Genomic DNA, 17,497 nt, shown 5'->3' on the forward strand with positions numbered 1-17,497 from the left:
TTTGTTAGGCTTTTGTAGGTGGCTCAGATATCACTTAATCTTCGATAAAGAAGTTTCTTGACCAGGTCCAGGAAAAACATCCAGATAATCATGTATAGCCATACCAGACCGATTATAGTCCAGGGTATTGCCGGCACCAGCCAGCCGAATCCACACATCAGTACGGTAAATGCTTGGGTGCCAACAATTGCGATAAACAGAGGGAATGCGGGTAGTGGTTTTGAAAAGAAAGCTGTACGTGAGCGCACAACGAATAACAGTAGATGTCCTCCCGCTACGATCTGTAAAAATACGATAGTTTGAATTTGCTCTTTATTTAATGCAATCCAGGATTGCCAGTGGGTGTTATTGAGCCATTCCATTCCAATAAAGAGAATACCCATTGTTTGAGCAATAGAAAAAAGGCCGATAATGCTAGAGCCCAGTAATAGGTCTCGCATTTGCCAATGCACAGGTTCCTTGGGAAGCAGGGTATTATCGTAGGCAATGGTCATAATGGGGATGTCATCAAGAAGAGCCACTAGTACGATCATAACCGGGGTTAGGGGCGAGAAACCGAACATTATGGTAGCAAAGACAACCACCACCATAATATCCAGGGTCATGGATACCCGAAAAAGTACGTAATTAATAATGCGTTCAAATATTTTTCGGGCTTCATCAATGGCATCGACGATGGTAGATAGCCCGGGAGAGGTCAGGATAATGGCTGCTGCCGCGCGTGCGGCGTCGGTTGCACCGCTAACGGCGATACCGCAATCAGCTTGCTTAAGGGCTGGCGCATCATTCACACCATCGCCAGTCATGGCAACCTGGTGACCCCTGCCTTGCAATGCTTTCACAATGGCATATTTATGTTCGGGAAACACTCGCCCAAATCCATCTGCACGCTCAACGGTATCGACGATAGTAGATGGCAGGTGGTCCATATCCTGGGACTTTGTAAACACACTACTGGCAGCGAAAATATTTGTTCCAATACCGACTTGAGTAGCGATTTCCTTGCCGATAGCCACATCGTCGCCCGTAATCATTTTTACTTGAAGCCCGTGTTCCCGTGCACGCTGAATAGTGTCTTTGGAGTCATCCCGAGGTGGGTCTTCAAGAGACAGAATACCCAGGAATTGCCACGATGAACCGTTTGCCTTCTGCGCAACGCCCAGGGAGCGCAGTCCCCTGGAGGCCTGTTGTTGCACACAAGCAGTGGCTTTGTCGGCCTCCGCACCACTCAAGTTACATAAGTCGACAATAGCCTGGGGGGCCCCTTTGCTGAAATATAGGGTTTGCCCGTCCTGATCCTGTACCTTAACCTCAGTGCGTTTGCTCACCGGATCAAATGGAGTGAATTCCTCAACCTTATATTTCTTCAGTTCTTCCTTATTTTTCAGGCCGGCAAAAATTGCTTGATCAATTGGATCACTGGCGCCTGCTTCAGATGCGATAGCGGCGGCAAGAATTAACTGGTCGTTCTTTTTCGCGCTGAATAAGGTAGGTTCTTCGAGACACAATTGGTTCTTGGTGAGGGTGCCAGTTTTATCTGAGCAGAGGATATCAACACCGGCCAATTCTTCGATGGATTCCAGCCGCGAGACGATCGCTTTTTTACGGGATAGCGCCAGGGCACCGAGAGCATTGGTCACAGTAATGACCGAAGGCATGGCAACGGGAATCGAAGCGATCAGCAATACCAGTACAGTGCGAAGGATATTGATGATATCTGACCAGTGCCATGTTTCCGCAACCACGATATCGCGGTATAACTCTGTACCCACCAGAATAACGGCCAGCACTAAACACAACACGATGAGGAAGTCACCGATATGGGTGACGGCTTTCTGCGAATGTGAGGCACTTTGCCCAGCGTCTGCAACAAGTTGGGCGGTGCGCCCAAAGAATGTATTGTGCCCGGTACCAATGACAACAGCGGTCATCTCCCCCCGTTTAGCGATACTGCTGGAATAGCCGATATCACCGATGCTCTTACTGACGGGTAGAGATTCTCCGGTAAGGGCGGCTTGATCAATACTGATGGATTTCCCTTCGGTAAATCGCACATCAGCGGGCACGACTTGCCCTAGCTTGATTCGCACTATATCCCCTGGGACCACCATCGCCGCATCGATGGATTGATACCCCCCATCCCTTAATACATTGGCTTTGGGGGCCATGCTGGCCTTCAGTGCTGCCAGCGCATTGGCAGCTTTGTGTTCCTGCCAAAACCCGGCAATCGCGTTGTATAGAAGCAGGGCCATAATGATGGCGAAATCGGGCCAGTGGCCAATTAATGCAGAAAGCAATGCGGCCGCTTCAATCATCCAGGGAATGGGGCCCCAGAAAAATCGCAAGAACTTAGCGAGTGCGCTTTGCTCCCTCTCCTGAATGGTATTGGGACCATATTTTTGCAGGCGGGCGCTGGCTTCATTTTTTGTGAGGCCGGCGGGTGACGTGTTTAGTTCATTGTAAACTGCATCAATATCAGCGTTCTGCAAATCTAACGATTGCTGATCGCTGTTGTTTTGATTATTTGGCGATGATTCTTGACTTTGCACTTTGGGTTTCCCAATGACAAAGGTTTACCTATGGAGTCTGTTCCAGCAATGGATATTTCAATCTAGCAGTTTGCGCCACTCGCTAAGTGGACATTGGTGACGGCGGTAACAGAAATTTGAAGGCATAGAGTCAAAGGCAAAAAAGCCGGTATCCTACTGGCATGAAAAACCACTACTCCTGTGGGCCATTGAAAGGGGTATATCAGTGACAGCTGATTAAGCTGCAGGATTAGCCTATCTCGATAACGTCTCGGTTTTTCTCCGGGGTTTCGAATAGTAAATCTTTGCTAGTCCTTGTCCAACAGGCTCAAGGTATAGGCTATATGCAGGTGCTTTCCGTATATGCCTAAGTTCTCTTTAGCTTATAGTGCACTATCATGATAGGCTGAAGCCTAACTATACAGGGTGTCTACTAAGCGTGGGTAAGTCTTAAACTTAACGCCCAGCACACGGGAGGCCGAAATAAAGCGAAGCGTAATGTAGGCCGTCCTGCCCGGCGTCTTTTTTCGGGCATTCGTGCTGCTTGCTATGCATTTTGATATGCCGAAACCTTTGTAAAGAACAAAACATCGCAAATGCAGCTAAAATATGTACCAGAAGAAGATACAAATTTGAACGAATATAGATCACTTCCCTTAATTTTTTTTACCCTAAATTCGCCGATATTCTCTGACGCCCAATCTTTCATGTGAATCTGTGTACAGGCCCCCAGAACAATTGTTACTTGAACTGTATTAAGTTTCTGATCGCTCCATTTTCTTGGAGCGTTTTCTGGCCATTCACGAAGATCAAACTCGATTTTGACATCTCGATCTTCAAATGACATCCGTATAAGCTCTACAACTTCTCCGAATACCTGGTCTTGAAAGATCCTGTCTAGTGCCTCTCTTGAATTAAGATAGTCTAACCACATATGGTCACTCTATGGATTGCATAACGCCGCTAGCAAGGGCAGCCGGAGATTTACTGCCTGGCGTTGTTAACCATTTTTACAATCTGAAGGTTGATGAGAAAGGTTGAGGATTTGCTTGCCGGCTTTTCCAAGGTATCTGAAATTTACGGTAACTCCGTGATCTACAAATTGCTTCATATCCGAAGATGAGCAGTAATTGTTAAGTACTTTTGGAGACAGATTCTGTTCTAGAGTAGATGCATCAATTTCATCAAATGAGTAATTGGTAAGCGTATAAATATATGTGAATGTGTTATTTAAGCCGACAGTGCTGTCTAGGCGCGTTTCTGAATCTATGATCATCGGCAACAGCTTATTTGTCTCTTCGGCTACTTTCTTTAGGCGATCATTCTGATCTACATTTTCTTTAAATAGATCTTTGACGGCAAAACTCCCTAAGGCAGAACCTATTGCGGTAGCTGCGGTTACTAGGATTATATTCTTTTTGCTTATCTTATTTTCCATTTTACTCTAATTCACTCACTTCTATGGTTAACGCTCCGCTCACCCGCACATACTGCGGAGAGCTTTTTTGTGTAAAGTGGCGCTAGCGACACACAAAAACGAGCGTAGCAGTATGTGTCGGTATGCAGCAGTTTGTTAAGGATTCTAGCTCTCTAGGTCACCATATTCGGATTGTATGTAATAATATGTTTTCTCATAAATACCCATCATTACATCATCATACTTCTCCTCATGAGCTGGATCGTAATTTTCCTCTTCGTCATCAGTGAAAGGATACATTAAAATTGCTTTAGACATCTCAATATCAGCCAAACGCATTAATAGCTTTGCTTCATTCTCATCAATTGATAAATATTCTGAATTGTCCAAATCAATATTTTTAAACACATGCAACAGAGCGTCATATCCTTGATTAACTACAATTTCATTTAGCTCTTTAATCAGTTCGTTAGGGAAATAAATATTTCTTTTAGACATGCTTAGATTGCCTCTGCCTTCTTAAGGGCACCCGGAAACTCTTCGATTATGCGACCAGTGCCTTTTTCTATCTTCACCTTTGTTGACTTTAACTTACTAGCCAACACTTTTAGTTTTTCAGTAAATTCAGCAAGTGACATTTTGCGAGAAACATTCAGAAGCGGATGTGTGAAGTCTTTTACATTAAAAACCAACCCCTCAGGTAAACATTCTCCTCTTGGTAGGACCCAAACGTAACCCGATATTACTGGATTTTTGGATAATTTTTTGATGTTACTAGCAAATGAGAGTCCCTTGCTCGGATTTGGAATGACCATCTCTATTTCATGGTCAGGGTCGTGGATGACAGTAATATCTTTCACTCTTGGGCCACTGGCTCGCACTATTTTTGAGTCTAATGTATTACCACCACCACGATATATTCCAGCCACCCCGTTATAGAACTTCCAAAGGTCATCAGGTCCCAAGATCGTATATTTACTATCTTCTAACTTTTTCTTCATACTCTTCCTCCATTTGTGAAGAACTTTAGATTTTTTGCCCTAACGTTGCTAGCAAGGGCAGCCGAAGCGAAGCGTAGGCTGTCCAGCCCAGCCTCCGGCTGGGCGATCTGGCCTGGTTATAGCTGGCGCGCACTGAATAATCTACTTGCTCTCTGCCAGTCAACTTAGGCTGGCCACAACCCAATAAATTTACAGGGAAAAATACCATACTTTCCCCACCAATTAACTATCTGATTGGCACTCCACAATGCGGCAGCTAACTTGCAGAACTTGTTGACTTAAAATGAAGGACTTGAACGAAACTGCGGTACCAGTTTGCAGGAGAACTCTCTGGCGAAGCGTGTTCAGGTAGAGATTGTTACTTGCAGCAACTACAAACTATCTAATAATTGACCGCCACAATAACGCCTTAAGAAGGGGCTGCCGGTTAGGCAGCCCTTGGTACGCCCAGCATGGGCGTGAACTAATGGGGTGAAAGTCCCCTGTAGGAGGATCACCATTTAATGGGTCCATTAAATGCTAACTACTAGCGAATGGCAACTGCAATACCGCGAGGTCTTGAGGGGAGGAAGCCGCTAGCAAAACTACGAATTGACGGGCAGAAACATCATATAAGGCTTAGCCTGGAGGCGAGGTAGCCAAGGATACCAAAGCCATGTGGTCTAACGGGTAGAGTAAATGATGCAGTTGTGTAGTGAAAGTTCACGTTCTTATCTGGGGAGATCTGTTTAGCTTGGCCTCGGTCAGCGATGATCAAGGTGATTAAACAGAAGTCAGCCGAGGGCATAGTAGCCAAACGCCAAGATTAGTACCTTGGACAAGGTGAAGGCCTGAACCCAAAATCCACGAGTTAAAAGACAGGGCTAGCCTATCGATATATTGCCAGCCGGATATAAAATTGACGTAGCGCACTGCCATGATACTCAACTCAAATGAAGATCTGCTCGACACTATCATTGGATAGAGATTCATTACGGATAGGGAACCGCCCATTGCGGACCCGCACGATGGGTGGTGTGGGGGCCGGTAGCTAGAAACTACCGGCTACCCGATTTAGGCTGTAGTCGTGACAAATACAGCGCCAGTAACTAAAGCTATGATAGCTAGAATAATCAGTACACTAATACCAAAAGCCTTCCAGTTAGAGGACATAGTCCCCCCCGAACTAATATGCTCATTAATTAGAGCTTCTTGCTGGCTTTTGGCGATTTGAACCATTGCAATAACTTGTGGGATTGTGAATGCTATATTAGGAATATTTATGTCCTCGGGAATTAAATAGACAACTCCGAAAATCGCTATTGTTGCAACAATTGAAATGACGATGCATTTCGTTGCTTTGTCATATAGCCCGAGCCTTTTGTAATTCAAGTACATAAGAACCCCCCCAGCTAAGATTGATCCGACAACTGTAGCCACACCGATGCCAGAGATCTTATATAAGGGGGAGACACTTTTCTTCTTAGCCTCTAACTCAGATGCGGGGGGGTGGTAGATTTCATCCATGGTTTTTTTATCTCTATTTGAAGCCTAACGTCGCGGTTTGGGGCTGACATGGAGCGCCAGCGGAGTGGCAGTCCCAGCCGAAGGCGACAACACCGCCTTGTTAGTTGCTTTTGCTAAACACACTTTTGATTATCGCCTTAAATGTATTCTTATTGTAATTACCACCAAATTTCTTTACCCGTAAATCAATAGCATTAAATGTATTTGAGAACGCGACACCCACCCAGAGAATTAACAAAACCAAAGAAAATCCAATAGCAACATAAAATGAAATGGGATCTGTTTTTACGGAATAGTACGCACCCCTTATATTGATTTCTCCAGTAGAGACTGCCGCAACTATAAGGTACGAAACCGTAACCGTAACAACAACGTCAAACAACAACCTCAGCACTAGCCCCCCTCTACTAACGCCCGGCACAGCGGCGGCCGCTTAGGCCGTCGCGTTGCTGCCGCTTGGTACGCCCAGCATGGGCGTGAACTAATGGGGTGAAAGTCCCCTGTAGGAGGATCACCATTTAATGGATTCCATTAAATGCTAACTACTAGCGAATGGCAACTGCAACACCGTGAGGTTTTGTGGGGAGGAAGCCACTAGCAAAACTACGAGCCGACGAACAGAAACATCATATAAGGCTTAGCCTGGAGGCGAGGTGGCCAAGAACACCGAAGCCATGTGATCTAACGGGTAAAGTAAATGATGCAGTTGTGTAGTGAAAGTTCACGTTTTTATCTGGGGAGATCTGTTTAACTTGCCGCTGTGAAGCTGTCAGCGTGGCCGCTGACTCATAAGTAGGCCCAGCCCGCTAGCCACCATCGCGGGGGTAAACAAAATTGGTGGAACACAGCGGCGCCTTGGTCAGTAATGATCAAGGTGATTAAACAGAAGTCAGCCGACGGCATAGTAGCCAAATGCCAAGATTAATACCTTGGATACGGTGAAGGCCTGAACCCAAAATCCACGAGTTAAAAGACAGGGCTAGCCTACTGATATGTTGCCAGCCGGATATAAAATTGACGTAGCGCACTGCCATGACACTCAACTCAAATGAAGAGCTGCTCAACACTATCGTTGGGTAGAGATTCATTACGGATAGGGAACCGCCCATTGCGGACCCGCATGAACTAAAAAAATTTGTGTATAAAACTTAGCGCCTTTGTAAGGGGCAGAATAAGCGAAGCTTAAGCTGACCCGCGCAGCCTGCGATAGCAGGCGTAGTGAACTTCACAAACTGGTTAGGCTTCACGCCTGATACGCCATTTCTTGAGGCCACATACCACTCTTTGCCTGACGTAAAATCATAATGCAAGCCCGCTGGCAAAAAGTATCGTTAGAATCCCATTCCTGCCCTGATTACTGCGTAAATTTTTCCGTTTTCTTATCAAAGCTAATGCGACCGACCTGCCGGCTAGCAAGCTTCATTCTTTCTTTCGTGAACGCTGGCTTAGAGTAATCAGTTTCCCATTTCTCACGATAGTATTCGTAAATCACATGATCGGGATGATCTTCGATTAATGACATTGGGATATTAAATGCCATATATGCTTCCTTGTAGCATAATCGGGATAGGGAGGCACCTCACGATGCCCCTCCTCCCACACCACCAGGCATACGGGTCACGTATCATGGCGGTTCAATTCTATTCCCCTTCCTATCTGCCAATTCCGGCAGCCCCAAGTTCCTAAAGTATCTATTTGGCAATGCTCTGTAAAGGGCAGGACTTTTGCTTAGCCTCCATGGTCCATGCGCTGATTTGGCCGTGTTCCACGCTAAAAACGATCAACGCCCAGCCTTCTTAATCTGCGGTAACCACTACGTCCCCATTGCTTCCATAAATAACATCGCAACTTCCGCCTTATCCACTTGTCCAGATCTTTCAGAGGGCTCAGTACTTCACTGATGTCAAAGTACGCTTTCCAACCAAGCAGGGACTTCTTTAACTCTTCTATGATCTGAGTAAACTTGCGGCCTCGTGTTCGGCGGGTGACCATTCTGATCTTTGCCTTCAATTTATTAATCGATGATTCTGATACCTTTATCCGGGCATCCTTCTTCAGCAATCTAAATCCTAGAAAGCTCCGCTTCCAGAAGTGATCCTCTGCACTCTTCTCAGTATTTACTGTGAGCTTCAGCTTACATTTGATGAAGTGCGTAAGGCTTACTTTTATCCGCTCTGCAGACCGACGACTTCCCACCAGTATTTGAAAATCATCGGCATATCGTACAAAACTGAGTTGCCGCTTGTGCAGCTCCCAGTCCAGTTCATTAAGCACAATATTCGCTAGAAGCGGAGATAACGGCCCACCTTGCGGGACGCCTTTTATTGTAGCTATTACCTTGCCATCGACTACCGTTGGCGCTTTTAGGTATCGGTTTATCAACCCCAGCACATCAGCCGGTATTCCGCTTTGCTTCAGTGTTAGCATGAGCTTGTCATGATTCACTTCATCAAAGAAGGATTTCAAGTCCATATCGATCGTCCAGCGCTTTCCTTGCCGGACAAAGTTTTGGACCTGTCTAATCGCCTGGTGTGCCGATCGATTTGGTCTAAAACCAAAACTAAGAGCATGAAACTTCAGCTCCCATTGCTCACTGAGTATCTGTGCGATAGCTTGCTGGATCAATCTATCTTGCACAGTGGGTATACCCAATGGACGCAGGCCTCCATTGCCTTTTGGTATAAAGACGCGTTTCACCGGTTGAGGGCGATAGCTACCACTTAGCACCTTTTGTCGGGTAGCAATCCAGGTCTGCTTAAGATGTTCCGGCAACTGTTTTACCGTCATACCATCGAGACCTGGTGCACCCTGGTTACGAGAAACTTGTTGTAATGCTCGAAACAGATTATTCCTATCTAGAATTCGCTGCATTAAAAGAGATGGGAAATTGGACAATGTATGATTAAGTTTCCAGTTTGATGTTCACCCAGAAAAAAAATTTTTTTCTCTGGTAACTAAGTTACTTGTCAGATGCAGTCATCAAGCTCTGCATTAATAATACTGTCCAGAATTGTTCAGGCCTTCAGTAGCACGAAATCTACCTACTATGCCTTCTGCTGACTTCTATGGATCGGTCAAAACCAATCTCTCAGTTTTCAGTTACTCCATTAATAACCCATAGACCTCCCAGGGTAAGACATTTAACTTTCTTCACGTAGATGCTGGATTTATAAAACGTAGGCCAATTGTGGATGGAGAGCTTTATGGTCACGTGCCCACTGGCTCCACCTACGTCACACCTCATATCCAGTTCTTGTTCATCACCCCGTGAATTTGCGTTGGGCTTCCTCCAGCCAATACCTCGCGATATTAACCTTGCCCTTTCGCTAACCTTCGGCTCCACGAATACCTGGTAAGAGGACTTTCACCTCTCTAGTTAAATGCCATGCCTGGCACACACGCCCAAAGCAGCGGGCGGCGAAGCCGTCCGACTGCCTTTGCTTGGTACACCCAACATAGGCGTGAACTAATGGGGTGAAAGTCCCCTGTAGGAAGATCACCGTTTAATGGATTCCATTAAATGCTAACTACTAGCGAATGGCAACTGCAACACCGTGAGGTCTTGTGGGGAGGAAGCCGCTAGCAAAGCTACGAGCTGACGGACAGAAACATCCTATAAGGCTTATCCTGGAGGCGAGGTGGCCAAGAACACCTAAGCCGTGTGGTCTAACGGGTAAAGTAAATGATGCAGTTATGTAGTGAAAGTTCACGTTCTTATCTGGGGGGATCTGTTCAACCTGCTGCTGTAAAGCTGTCAGCGTGGACGCTGACTCATAAGTAGGCCCAGCCCGCTAGCCACCATCGCGGGGGTAAACAAAATTGGTGGAACACAGCGGCGCCTTGGTCAGTAATGATCAGGGTGATTAAACAGAAGTCAGCCGACGGCATAGTAGCCTAATACCAAGATTAATACCTTGGACAGGGTGAAGGCCTGAAGCCAAAATCCACGAGTTAAAAGACAGGGCTAGCCTACCGATATGTTTCCAGTCGGATAAGTTGAGGTAGCGCACTGTCATTACACGGAACTCAAATGAAGAGCTGCTCGACGCTATCGTTGGGTAGAGATTCATTACGGATAGGGAGCCGCCCATTGCGGCCCGCACGATGGGTGGTGTGGGGGCCGGTAGCTAGAAACTACCGGCTACCCGATTTAGGCTGGATATTCATCTTTCAGCTTATTTAGCTTATCAATTGTTTGTTTTGCATACAGCTCATCTGGATCTATACGAAAAAGTTCATCCATTACTTTAATGAGTAGATCAACACATTCAACAGGTTTGAATAAATCAGATTTTCTCTCTGCTAATTTATCTAACCCGTCAAATTCCTTGCTCTTATTGTGAGCGAGCTGATTGCGAACTTTAAAGAGTTTTTTTATTACTTCAAAGCATTGACTAGATGGTTCGATGCCTTGGTCATTAAACAGCTTAGTTACAACAAGCCATTTTGATGGTGGATCTAATTTATCAATATAATTTTTAATATATGCTCCAGATGACTTCCTTGCACCATAGTCAAAAATATATGCCTCTAAAAACATCGCAGAGAATATTGTGCTTATATAGAGTGGATCGATTTGATTATGATTTAGTCTAACTATCTCTTCTGGACAAAGTGAATCTATATCAGGCCGTTTATGAATGAAGTCAGAGTAAACTTTATACTGCTCACAGAGTATGGATATAAATGCAGTTAGCTCGCCAAATCGTGCAAGTTCATACCCTTCATCTGTTTTTTTAAACATTGGTTATATTCCTAAATTTCTAAAGCCTAACGCCCAGCGCAGGCGCAGCCAGCGCGAAGCGCATTTTGTGTTAATGTTTGAGCGCCAGCGAGTAACACAAAAGGTGCGTAGCGTTGGCTGTCGCTCTGCCGCTGCTTGGTACGCCCAGCATGGGCGTGAACTAATGGGGTGAAAGTCCCCTGTAGGAGGATCACCGTTTAATGGATTCCATTAAATGCTAACTACTAGCGAATGGCAACTGCAACACCGTGAGGTCTTGTGGGGAGGAAGCCGCTAGCAAAACTACGAGCTGACGGACAGAAACATCATATAAGGCTTAGCCTGGAGGCGAGGTGGCCAAGAACACCGAAGCCATGTGATCTAACGGGTAAAGTAAATGATGCAGTTGTGTAGTGAAAGTTCACGTTCTTATCTTGGGAGATCTGTTCAACCTGCTGCTGTAAAGCTGTCAGCGTGGCCGCTGACTCATAAGTAGGCCCAGCCCGCTAGCCACCATCGCGGGGGTAAACAAAATTGGTGGAACACAGCAGCGCCTCGGCCAGTAATGGCCAAGGTGATTGAACAGAAGTCAGCAGACGGCATAGTAGCCAAATGCCAAGATTAATACCTTGGACAGTGTGAAGGCCTGAATCTAAATCCACGAGTTGAAAGACAGGGCTAGCCTACCGATGTGTTGCCAGCCGGATATAAAATTGACGTAGCGCACTGCCATGACACTCAACTCAAATGAAAATCTGCTTGAAACCATCCTCAGCAAAGAAAATCTTAATGCTGCATGGAAACACGTGCGAAGCAACAAAGGTGCCGCAGGCATTGACGGGATTACTGTCGATAATTTTGTGCAGCACTTCAAGGCAGTTGGTGGCCAGTGTGGGCTCGGGATACCTACGATCTTTGATCGTGTTATTCAGCAGGCTATCGCCCAAATCATCGGTCCCAATTTCGATAAAACCTTTTCGGAGTTCAGCTATAAATTCCGCCCAAAGCGATCACAGCATCATGCGGTGAAAAAGCTACAGAAGTATATCGAAGGCGGGAAGCGAATAGCCGTAGATGTCGATTTATCTAAGTTCTTCGACCGGGTCAACCATGACTTCCTCATGAGTTTACTTGGCCAAAGAATCAGCGATAAGCGTTTACTCAAGTTGATCGCAAGTTACTTGCGTGCAGGAAGTGTAGAAGATGGATGCTGGAAAGCCTGTCATGAGGGGGTGCAACAAGGGGGCCCTTTATCGCCGCTGCTCTCCAACATTGTACTCGACCTGCTCGATAAAGAGCTGGAAAAACGCGGACATGATTTTGTTCGCTATGCGGATGATTTTGTGATTGTTGTTGCTTCTAAGCGCGCGGGTGAACGGGTTATGGCGAGTATTAAACGCTTTGTTGAGCGCAAGCTTAAACTCAAAGTTAACGATACTAAAAGCCAAGTAGTTCCTGCCAGCCGCTGTAAGTTTTTGGGATTCTCTTTTCGCGGTGCAAGGCTCGTCTGGCATGATAAGTCCCTGCTCCAATTTAAATACCGCATCCGCCAGATTACAGGGCGATCCCGTGGTATTTCTATGGAAAAGAAACTGAAAGAACTTACCGTATTCCTCCGTGGTTGGATCAATTACTTTGGTATAGCGCAAGGCTATCAAAAATGTATCGATCTTGACTGCTGGATACGACGAAGATTGAGAATGAGCTACTGGAAAAACTGGCGTAAAGTGAGAACGAAAGTCCGAAACTTACTACGCATGGGTGTGAGTGAATCACTGGCTATCACTTGTGGATCGTCCGGTAAGAGTTACTGGCGAAATGCAAAGACCGAAGGTATTCATATTGCACTCAACAATGAGTTTTTCCAAAAGATGGGCTTGATTTCGTTACGTGACCGCTGGGTAGAGATTCATTACGGATAGGGAACCGCCCATTGCGGACCCGCACGATGGGTGGTGTGGGGGCCGGTAGCTAGAAACTACCGGCTACCCGATTTAGTGTGCTTAATTCCAAGCCCCACCCAAAACTCTGGAGGGTACTGAAGTTCAGGCTTTCCGACCCACCCATTAGTAACGGATAAAGTATAACCGCCTTTAACTCTGCCATACTTTACCGACTGCAAAGCAATTTGATCCCAGTCTCCAATGAACTGGATATCGTTTAATGTTTCTGGATACGAACCAGTACGTATATTATGAAGCTCGATTAAAGAAATCGCTGTTTTAAAGTGTTGATCTCCAAATTTTTGGTTTGCTTCTTTTTGGATTTCACAACCCGTAAACATGACTATACAAAAAGCTATTATTAATCTATTCATTTTAAAACCATAATTAACATTCTGTGCTGCACACTAACGCTCGCAGCACGGGCCGGAGCCGCAAAGCGGCGGAGGTCCAGCAAATACGCAGTATTTGCGATCGTGGCTGCGTTTGGTACGCCCAGCATGGGCGTGAACTAATGGGGTAAAAGTCCCCTGTAGGGAGATCACCATTTAATGGGTTCCATTAAATGCTAACTACTAGCGAATGGCAACTGCAATACCGTGAGGTCTTGTGGGGAGGAAGCCGCTAGCAAAATTACGAGCTGACGGACAGAAACATCATATAAGGCTTAGCCTGGAGGCGAGGTGGCCAAGCACACCGAAGCCATGTGATCTAACGGGTAGAGTAAATGATGCAGTTGTGTAGTGAAAGTTCACGTTCTTATCTGGGGAGATCTGTTCAACCTGCTGCTGTAAAGCTGTCAGCGTGGCCGCTGACTCATAAGTAGGCCCAGCCCGCTAGCCACCATCGCGGGGATAGAAAAAAATGGTGGAACACAGCAGCGCTCCGCTCAGTAATGAGTAGGGTGATTAAACAGAAGTCAGCAGACGGCATAGTAGCCAAATGCCAAGATTAATACCTTGGACAGGGTGAAGGCCTGAACCTAAATCCACGAGTTGAAAGACCGGGCTAGCCTACTGATATATTTCCAGTCGGTTAAAGTTGATGTAGCGCACTGCCATGGCACTCAACTCAAATGAGGATCTGCTCGACACTATCGTTGGGTAGAGATTCATTACGGATAGGAACCGCCCATTGCGGACCCGCATGATGGGTGGTGTGGGGGCCGGTAGCTAAAAACTACCGGCTACCCGATTTAAGCCTACCATCTGGTTGCCAGTTTCCCTCTCCGAGAAAGGAACCAACTATTTGTGTGAGTGACAAGCCTAAACATTCTTGAGCTGCCGACTCGCCTGCATCTTCGTAATTTGAATGATTACTGAACTTTGCAAAAGCCGAAAAATCCTGGGATATATTACGGGCAAGAATGTGAGCTAAGTGATAGCTAAGCTCCTGACCTTCATCTATTGCCATAAAGCTCTCTCCTGACCAAAAATCTTGGATAGTATCTTCATTCCAATACCTTTGGTGGCGCTCAACCATTTCTTTATCCAGGAAAAGGCGATTACCTGCAAGTACATCTTCCATCAGAACAGCCATACCTTCATTGAGCCATAATGGTATCGGGAGATGAACCAAGCAAGCATGGGTTAGCTCATGAACTGCAATGGGCTCAGCAAAATTTATATCTTGAGATGGAAACACAAAATGACCATAGCCTTCATTTATGTACATTCCTGAGCTAAGGCCAAACTCACCTTCATTTGGAAAGAACATACCTATATATTCGTAATATTGGTCAATATCTTGAAAGATTAGCGCTACATGCTTTCCAAACCCTTCGTCGGAAGCAATTCCATCAAGAGTGTTTAAAATTCGTTTTAAAGTTCTTTCTAAGAACCCAGAGAAAACGTGAATGTATCGATCGCTTTCATTCGACATTATCGAGAAATTGGGTGATTCTTCGACTCTATAGTCACTGCCAAATTCACTGGCGATTGACTCTAACCATTTTTTGCATTCTTTAGACCATTCAGAATGCAAGTCATCATGACTTAGATCATCTCCAATCCTTTGAGCTATTTCATTCCAATCTGGCTTAATACTCATCGATCTCTCTATTCATTGGGCTTAACGCCGCAAGCAACGGCCGTAATATAGCAGCGAAGCTGTGAAATGGAGGTCCAGCCCATGCAGTGGGCGATGTTGCCTTGCATTGGTACGCCCAGCATGGGCGTGAACTAATGGGGTAAAAGTCCCCTGTAGGAGGATCACCATTTAATGGATTCCATTAAATGCTAACTACTAGCGAATGGCAACTGCAATACCGCGAGGTCTTGTGGGGAGGAAGCCGCTAGCAAAGCTACGAGCTGACGGACAGAAACATCATATAAGGCTTAGCCTGGAGGCTAGGTGGCCAAGGACACCGAAGCCATGTGATCTAACGGGTAGAGTAAATGATGCAGTTGTGTAGTGAAAGTTCACGTTCTTATCTGGGGAGATCTGTTTAGCTTGCCGCTGTGAAGCTGTCTGCGCGGCTGCTGACTCATAAATAGGCCCTGCCCGCTAGCCACCATAGCGGAGATTAAAAACAAATGGTGGAACACAAAAGCGCCTCGGTCAGCAATGATCAAGGTGATTAAACAGAAGTCAGCCGAGGGCATGGTAGCCAAATGCCAAGTTCAATATTCTGGACAGGGTGAAGGCCTGAACCCAAACTCTACGAGTTAAAAGACAGGGCTAGCCTACCGATATGTTGCCAGTCGGATATAAAATTGACCTAGCGCACTGCCATGACACTCAACTCAAATGAAGAGCTGCTCAACACTATCGTTGGGTAGAGATTCATTACGGATAGGGAACCGCCCATTGCGGACCCGCACGATGGGTGGTGTGGGGGCCGGTAGCTAGAAACTACCGGCTACCCGATTTAGGAGAGATTGCCTCGATTTTATTCTCTACTCCCTCTATTTTTGAGTCTAGATTTTCAATAGCCTTCGAGTAATTATTAAGGTTGCTGAACTTTTTTATATTTTTAAAAGCTATTGCTAAAGCGGCAAACCAGATAGGCACTGAAAGTGGAGTTAGAATTTTAACTATAGGTACAAAAAGAGGATTCATGGACGAAGCTACCGGACCTAAAATCGGTAGTCCTAACCCCAAACTAAGGAGGAAAAGCAACCAAAAAATATCAGAGTAAACAGCCCTGCTAAGAGCTACGCTAGATTTCTTGACTTTCTCAAGATGCTCTTTTTCCCATTTAAGCATATTTAATCTTTGGTTATGTTTTTTTAACCGTCTCTTGTTCCAGTAGTCTGATATTCGGTTTCTTATTGGTGAAAGTAACGCAACTACAATGACTACAGCCAATGAAGCAGCAAACCCCTGCCAAAAGGATTGATTAAAAAATTCCATGGTATTCCTTTATTAACTCCTAACGCCTGGCGTAACGGCGAAGCACATAGTGCTGAGTCCGGCAGCCGATGGCTGCGTATTGCCGCCGCTTGGTACGCCCAGCGTGGGCGTGAACTAATGGGGTGCAAGTCTCCTGTAGGAAGATCACCGTTTAATGGATTCCATTAAATGCTAACTACTAGCGAATGGCAACTGCAACATCGTGAGGTCTTGTGGGGAGGAAGCCGCTAGCAAAACTACGAGCTGACGGACAGAAACATCATATAAGGCTTGGCCTGGAGGCGAGGTGGCCAAGGACACCGAAGCCGTGTGATCTAACGGGTAGAGTAAATGATGCAGTTGTGTAGTGAAAGTTCACGTTCTTATCTGGGGAGATCTGTTCAACCTGCTGCTGTAAAACTGTCAGCGTGGCCGCTGACTCATAAGTAGGCCCCACCATCGCGGGGGTAAACAAAATTGGTGGAACACAGCGGCGCCTTGGTCAGTAATGATCAAGGTGATTAAACAGAAGTCAGCCGACGGCATAGTAGCCAAATGCCAAGATTAATACCTTGGATACGGTGAAGGCCTGAACCTAAATCCACGAGTTGAAAGACAGGGCTAGCCTACAGATATGTTTCCAGTCGGTTAAAGTTGATGTAGCGCACTTCCATGACACTCAACTCAAATGAAAATCTGCTTGAAGCCATCCTCAGCAAAGAAAATCTTAATGCTGCATGGAAACACGTGCGAAGCAACAAAGGTACCGCAGGCATTGACGGGATTACTGTTGATAATTTTGTGCAGCACTTTAAGGCAGTTGGCGATGACCTCATCGAGACCATTCGACAGGGTCATTACCAGCCGCTTCCCGTCAGGCGCGTCTACATTCGCAAGCCAGATGGTGGCCAGCGTGGTTTCGGGATACCTACGATCTTTGATCGTGTTGTTCAGCAGGCTATAGCCCAAATCATCGGTCCCAGTTTCGATAAAACCTTTTCGGAGTTCAGCTATGGGTTCCGCCCAAAGCGATCTCAGCATCATGC

General features: G+C 45.9%; 14 protein-coding genes. 1 reads left to right on the plus strand and 13 read right to left on the minus strand.

Annotation, left to right across the window (positions count from 1 at the left end; genetic code table 11):
• Positions 1–23: 23 nt before the first annotated feature.
• The 9 genes from ACJJIW_RS08860 to ACJJIW_RS08900 all read right to left on the minus strand — a co-directional run bounded on the left by ACJJIW_RS08860 (position 24) and on the right by ACJJIW_RS08900 (position 11,196).
• A complete protein-coding gene (locus ACJJIW_RS08860; RefSeq protein ID WP_444937134.1) occupies positions 24–2,549 on the minus strand; it encodes a plasma-membrane proton-efflux P-type ATPase in 2,526 nt (841 codons plus the stop codon).
• A 526-nt stretch (positions 2,550–3,075) separates the two neighbouring features.
• Entirely contained in the window at positions 3,076–3,462 is a 387-nt protein-coding gene (locus ACJJIW_RS08865; protein WP_282931078.1) for an Imm50 family immunity protein, read from the minus strand.
• 66 nt (positions 3,463–3,528) lie between these two features.
• Positions 3,529–3,966: a DUF8479 domain-containing protein gene (locus ACJJIW_RS08870; RefSeq protein ID WP_282931079.1), complete on the minus strand. Its 438-nt coding sequence runs from the start codon at positions 3,964–3,966 to the stop codon at positions 3,529–3,531.
• Between the two features lie 144 nt (positions 3,967–4,110).
• On the minus strand, positions 4,111–4,443 hold the full coding sequence (locus tag ACJJIW_RS08875) for a hypothetical protein (protein WP_282931080.1): 333 nt from the start codon (positions 4,441–4,443) through the stop codon (positions 4,111–4,113).
• A 2-nt stretch (positions 4,444–4,445) separates the two neighbouring features.
• Positions 4,446–4,946, minus strand: coding sequence for a hypothetical protein (locus ACJJIW_RS08880; protein WP_282931081.1), 501 nt, complete (start codon positions 4,944–4,946; stop codon positions 4,446–4,448).
• A 1,053-nt stretch (positions 4,947–5,999) separates the two neighbouring features.
• Positions 6,000–6,452, minus strand: coding sequence for a hypothetical protein (locus ACJJIW_RS08885; RefSeq protein WP_444937135.1), 453 nt, complete (start codon positions 6,450–6,452; stop codon positions 6,000–6,002).
• Between the two features lie 1,354 nt (positions 6,453–7,806).
• On the minus strand, positions 7,807–7,992 hold the full coding sequence (locus ACJJIW_RS08890; protein WP_444937136.1) for a hypothetical protein: 186 nt from the start codon (positions 7,990–7,992) through the stop codon (positions 7,807–7,809).
• Positions 7,993–8,222: 230 nt separating this feature from the next.
• A complete protein-coding gene (gene ltrA, locus ACJJIW_RS08895; protein WP_444937137.1) occupies positions 8,223–9,323 on the minus strand; it encodes a group II intron reverse transcriptase/maturase in 1,101 nt (366 codons plus the stop codon).
• 1,279 nt (positions 9,324–10,602) lie between these two features.
• Positions 10,603–11,196 carry a hypothetical protein gene (locus ACJJIW_RS08900; RefSeq protein ID WP_444937138.1) on the minus strand — a complete coding sequence of 198 codons (594 nt, stop codon included), beginning with the start codon at positions 11,194–11,196 and terminating at the stop codon, positions 10,603–10,605.
• A gap of 710 nt (positions 11,197–11,906) precedes the next feature.
• Here ACJJIW_RS08900 and ltrA (ACJJIW_RS08905) point away from each other — a divergent pair.
• Positions 11,907–13,097, plus strand: coding sequence for a group II intron reverse transcriptase/maturase (gene ltrA, locus ACJJIW_RS08905; protein ID WP_444937139.1), 1,191 nt, complete (start codon positions 11,907–11,909; stop codon positions 13,095–13,097).
• Positions 13,098–13,153: 56 nt separating this feature from the next.
• On the opposite strand, the gene ACJJIW_RS08910 is transcribed toward ltrA (ACJJIW_RS08905), so the two are convergent.
• From ACJJIW_RS08910 to ACJJIW_RS08925, 4 genes are all read right to left on the minus strand, one after another.
• A complete protein-coding gene (locus ACJJIW_RS08910; RefSeq protein WP_444911610.1) occupies positions 13,154–13,492 on the minus strand; it encodes a hypothetical protein in 339 nt (112 codons plus the stop codon).
• A gap of 805 nt (positions 13,493–14,297) precedes the next feature.
• Positions 14,298–15,167: a hypothetical protein gene (locus ACJJIW_RS08915; RefSeq protein WP_444892128.1), complete on the minus strand. Its 870-nt coding sequence runs from the start codon at positions 15,165–15,167 to the stop codon at positions 14,298–14,300.
• 804 nt (positions 15,168–15,971) lie between these two features.
• Complete coding sequence (locus ACJJIW_RS08920; protein WP_444892127.1) at positions 15,972–16,472, minus strand: hypothetical protein; 501 nt, start codon at positions 16,470–16,472, stop codon at positions 15,972–15,974.
• Between the two features lie 663 nt (positions 16,473–17,135).
• On the minus strand, positions 17,136–17,495 hold the full coding sequence (locus ACJJIW_RS08925; protein ID WP_444937090.1) for a hypothetical protein: 360 nt from the start codon (positions 17,493–17,495) through the stop codon (positions 17,136–17,138).
• Between the last annotated feature and the right edge of the window lie 2 nt (positions 17,496–17,497).

Source organism: Microbulbifer maximicatervae (SeqCode) (genome assembly GCF_052467815.1).

Coding starts and splice junctions, on each gene's coding strand:
- ACJJIW_RS08865 (WP_282931078.1), bottom strand. CDS start 3,462: ATGTGGTTAGACTATCTTAATTCAAGAGAGGCACTAGACAGGATCTTT.
- ACJJIW_RS08870 (WP_282931079.1), bottom strand. CDS start 3,966: ATGGAAAATAAGATAAGCAAAAAGAATATAATCCTAGTAACCGCAGCT.
- ACJJIW_RS08875 (WP_282931080.1), bottom strand. CDS start 4,443: ATGTCTAAAAGAAATATTTATTTCCCTAACGAACTGATTAAAGAGCTA.
- ACJJIW_RS08880 (WP_282931081.1), bottom strand. CDS start 4,946: ATGAAGAAAAAGTTAGAAGATAGTAAATATACGATCTTGGGACCTGAT.
- ACJJIW_RS08885 (WP_444937135.1), bottom strand. CDS start 6,452: ATGGATGAAATCTACCACCCCCCCGCATCTGAGTTAGAGGCTAAGAAG.
- ACJJIW_RS08890 (WP_444937136.1), bottom strand. CDS start 7,992: ATGGCATTTAATATCCCAATGTCATTAATCGAAGATCATCCCGATCAT.
- ltrA (WP_444937137.1), bottom strand. CDS start 9,323: ATGCAGCGAATTCTAGATAGGAATAATCTGTTTCGAGCATTACAACAA.
- ACJJIW_RS08900 (WP_444937138.1), bottom strand. CDS start 11,196: ATGTTTAAAAAAACAGATGAAGGGTATGAACTTGCACGATTTGGCGAG.
- ltrA (WP_444937139.1), top strand. CDS start 11,907: ATGACACTCAACTCAAATGAAAATCTGCTTGAAACCATCCTCAGCAAA.
- ACJJIW_RS08910 (WP_444911610.1), bottom strand. CDS start 13,492: ATGAATAGATTAATAATAGCTTTTTGTATAGTCATGTTTACGGGTTGT.
- ACJJIW_RS08915 (WP_444892128.1), bottom strand. CDS start 15,167: ATGAGTATTAAGCCAGATTGGAATGAAATAGCTCAAAGGATTGGAGAT.
- ACJJIW_RS08920 (WP_444892127.1), bottom strand. CDS start 16,472: ATGGAATTTTTTAATCAATCCTTTTGGCAGGGGTTTGCTGCTTCATTG.
- ACJJIW_RS08925 (WP_444937090.1), bottom strand. CDS start 17,495: ATGATGCTGAGATCGCTTTGGGCGGAACCCATAGCTGAACTCCGAAAA.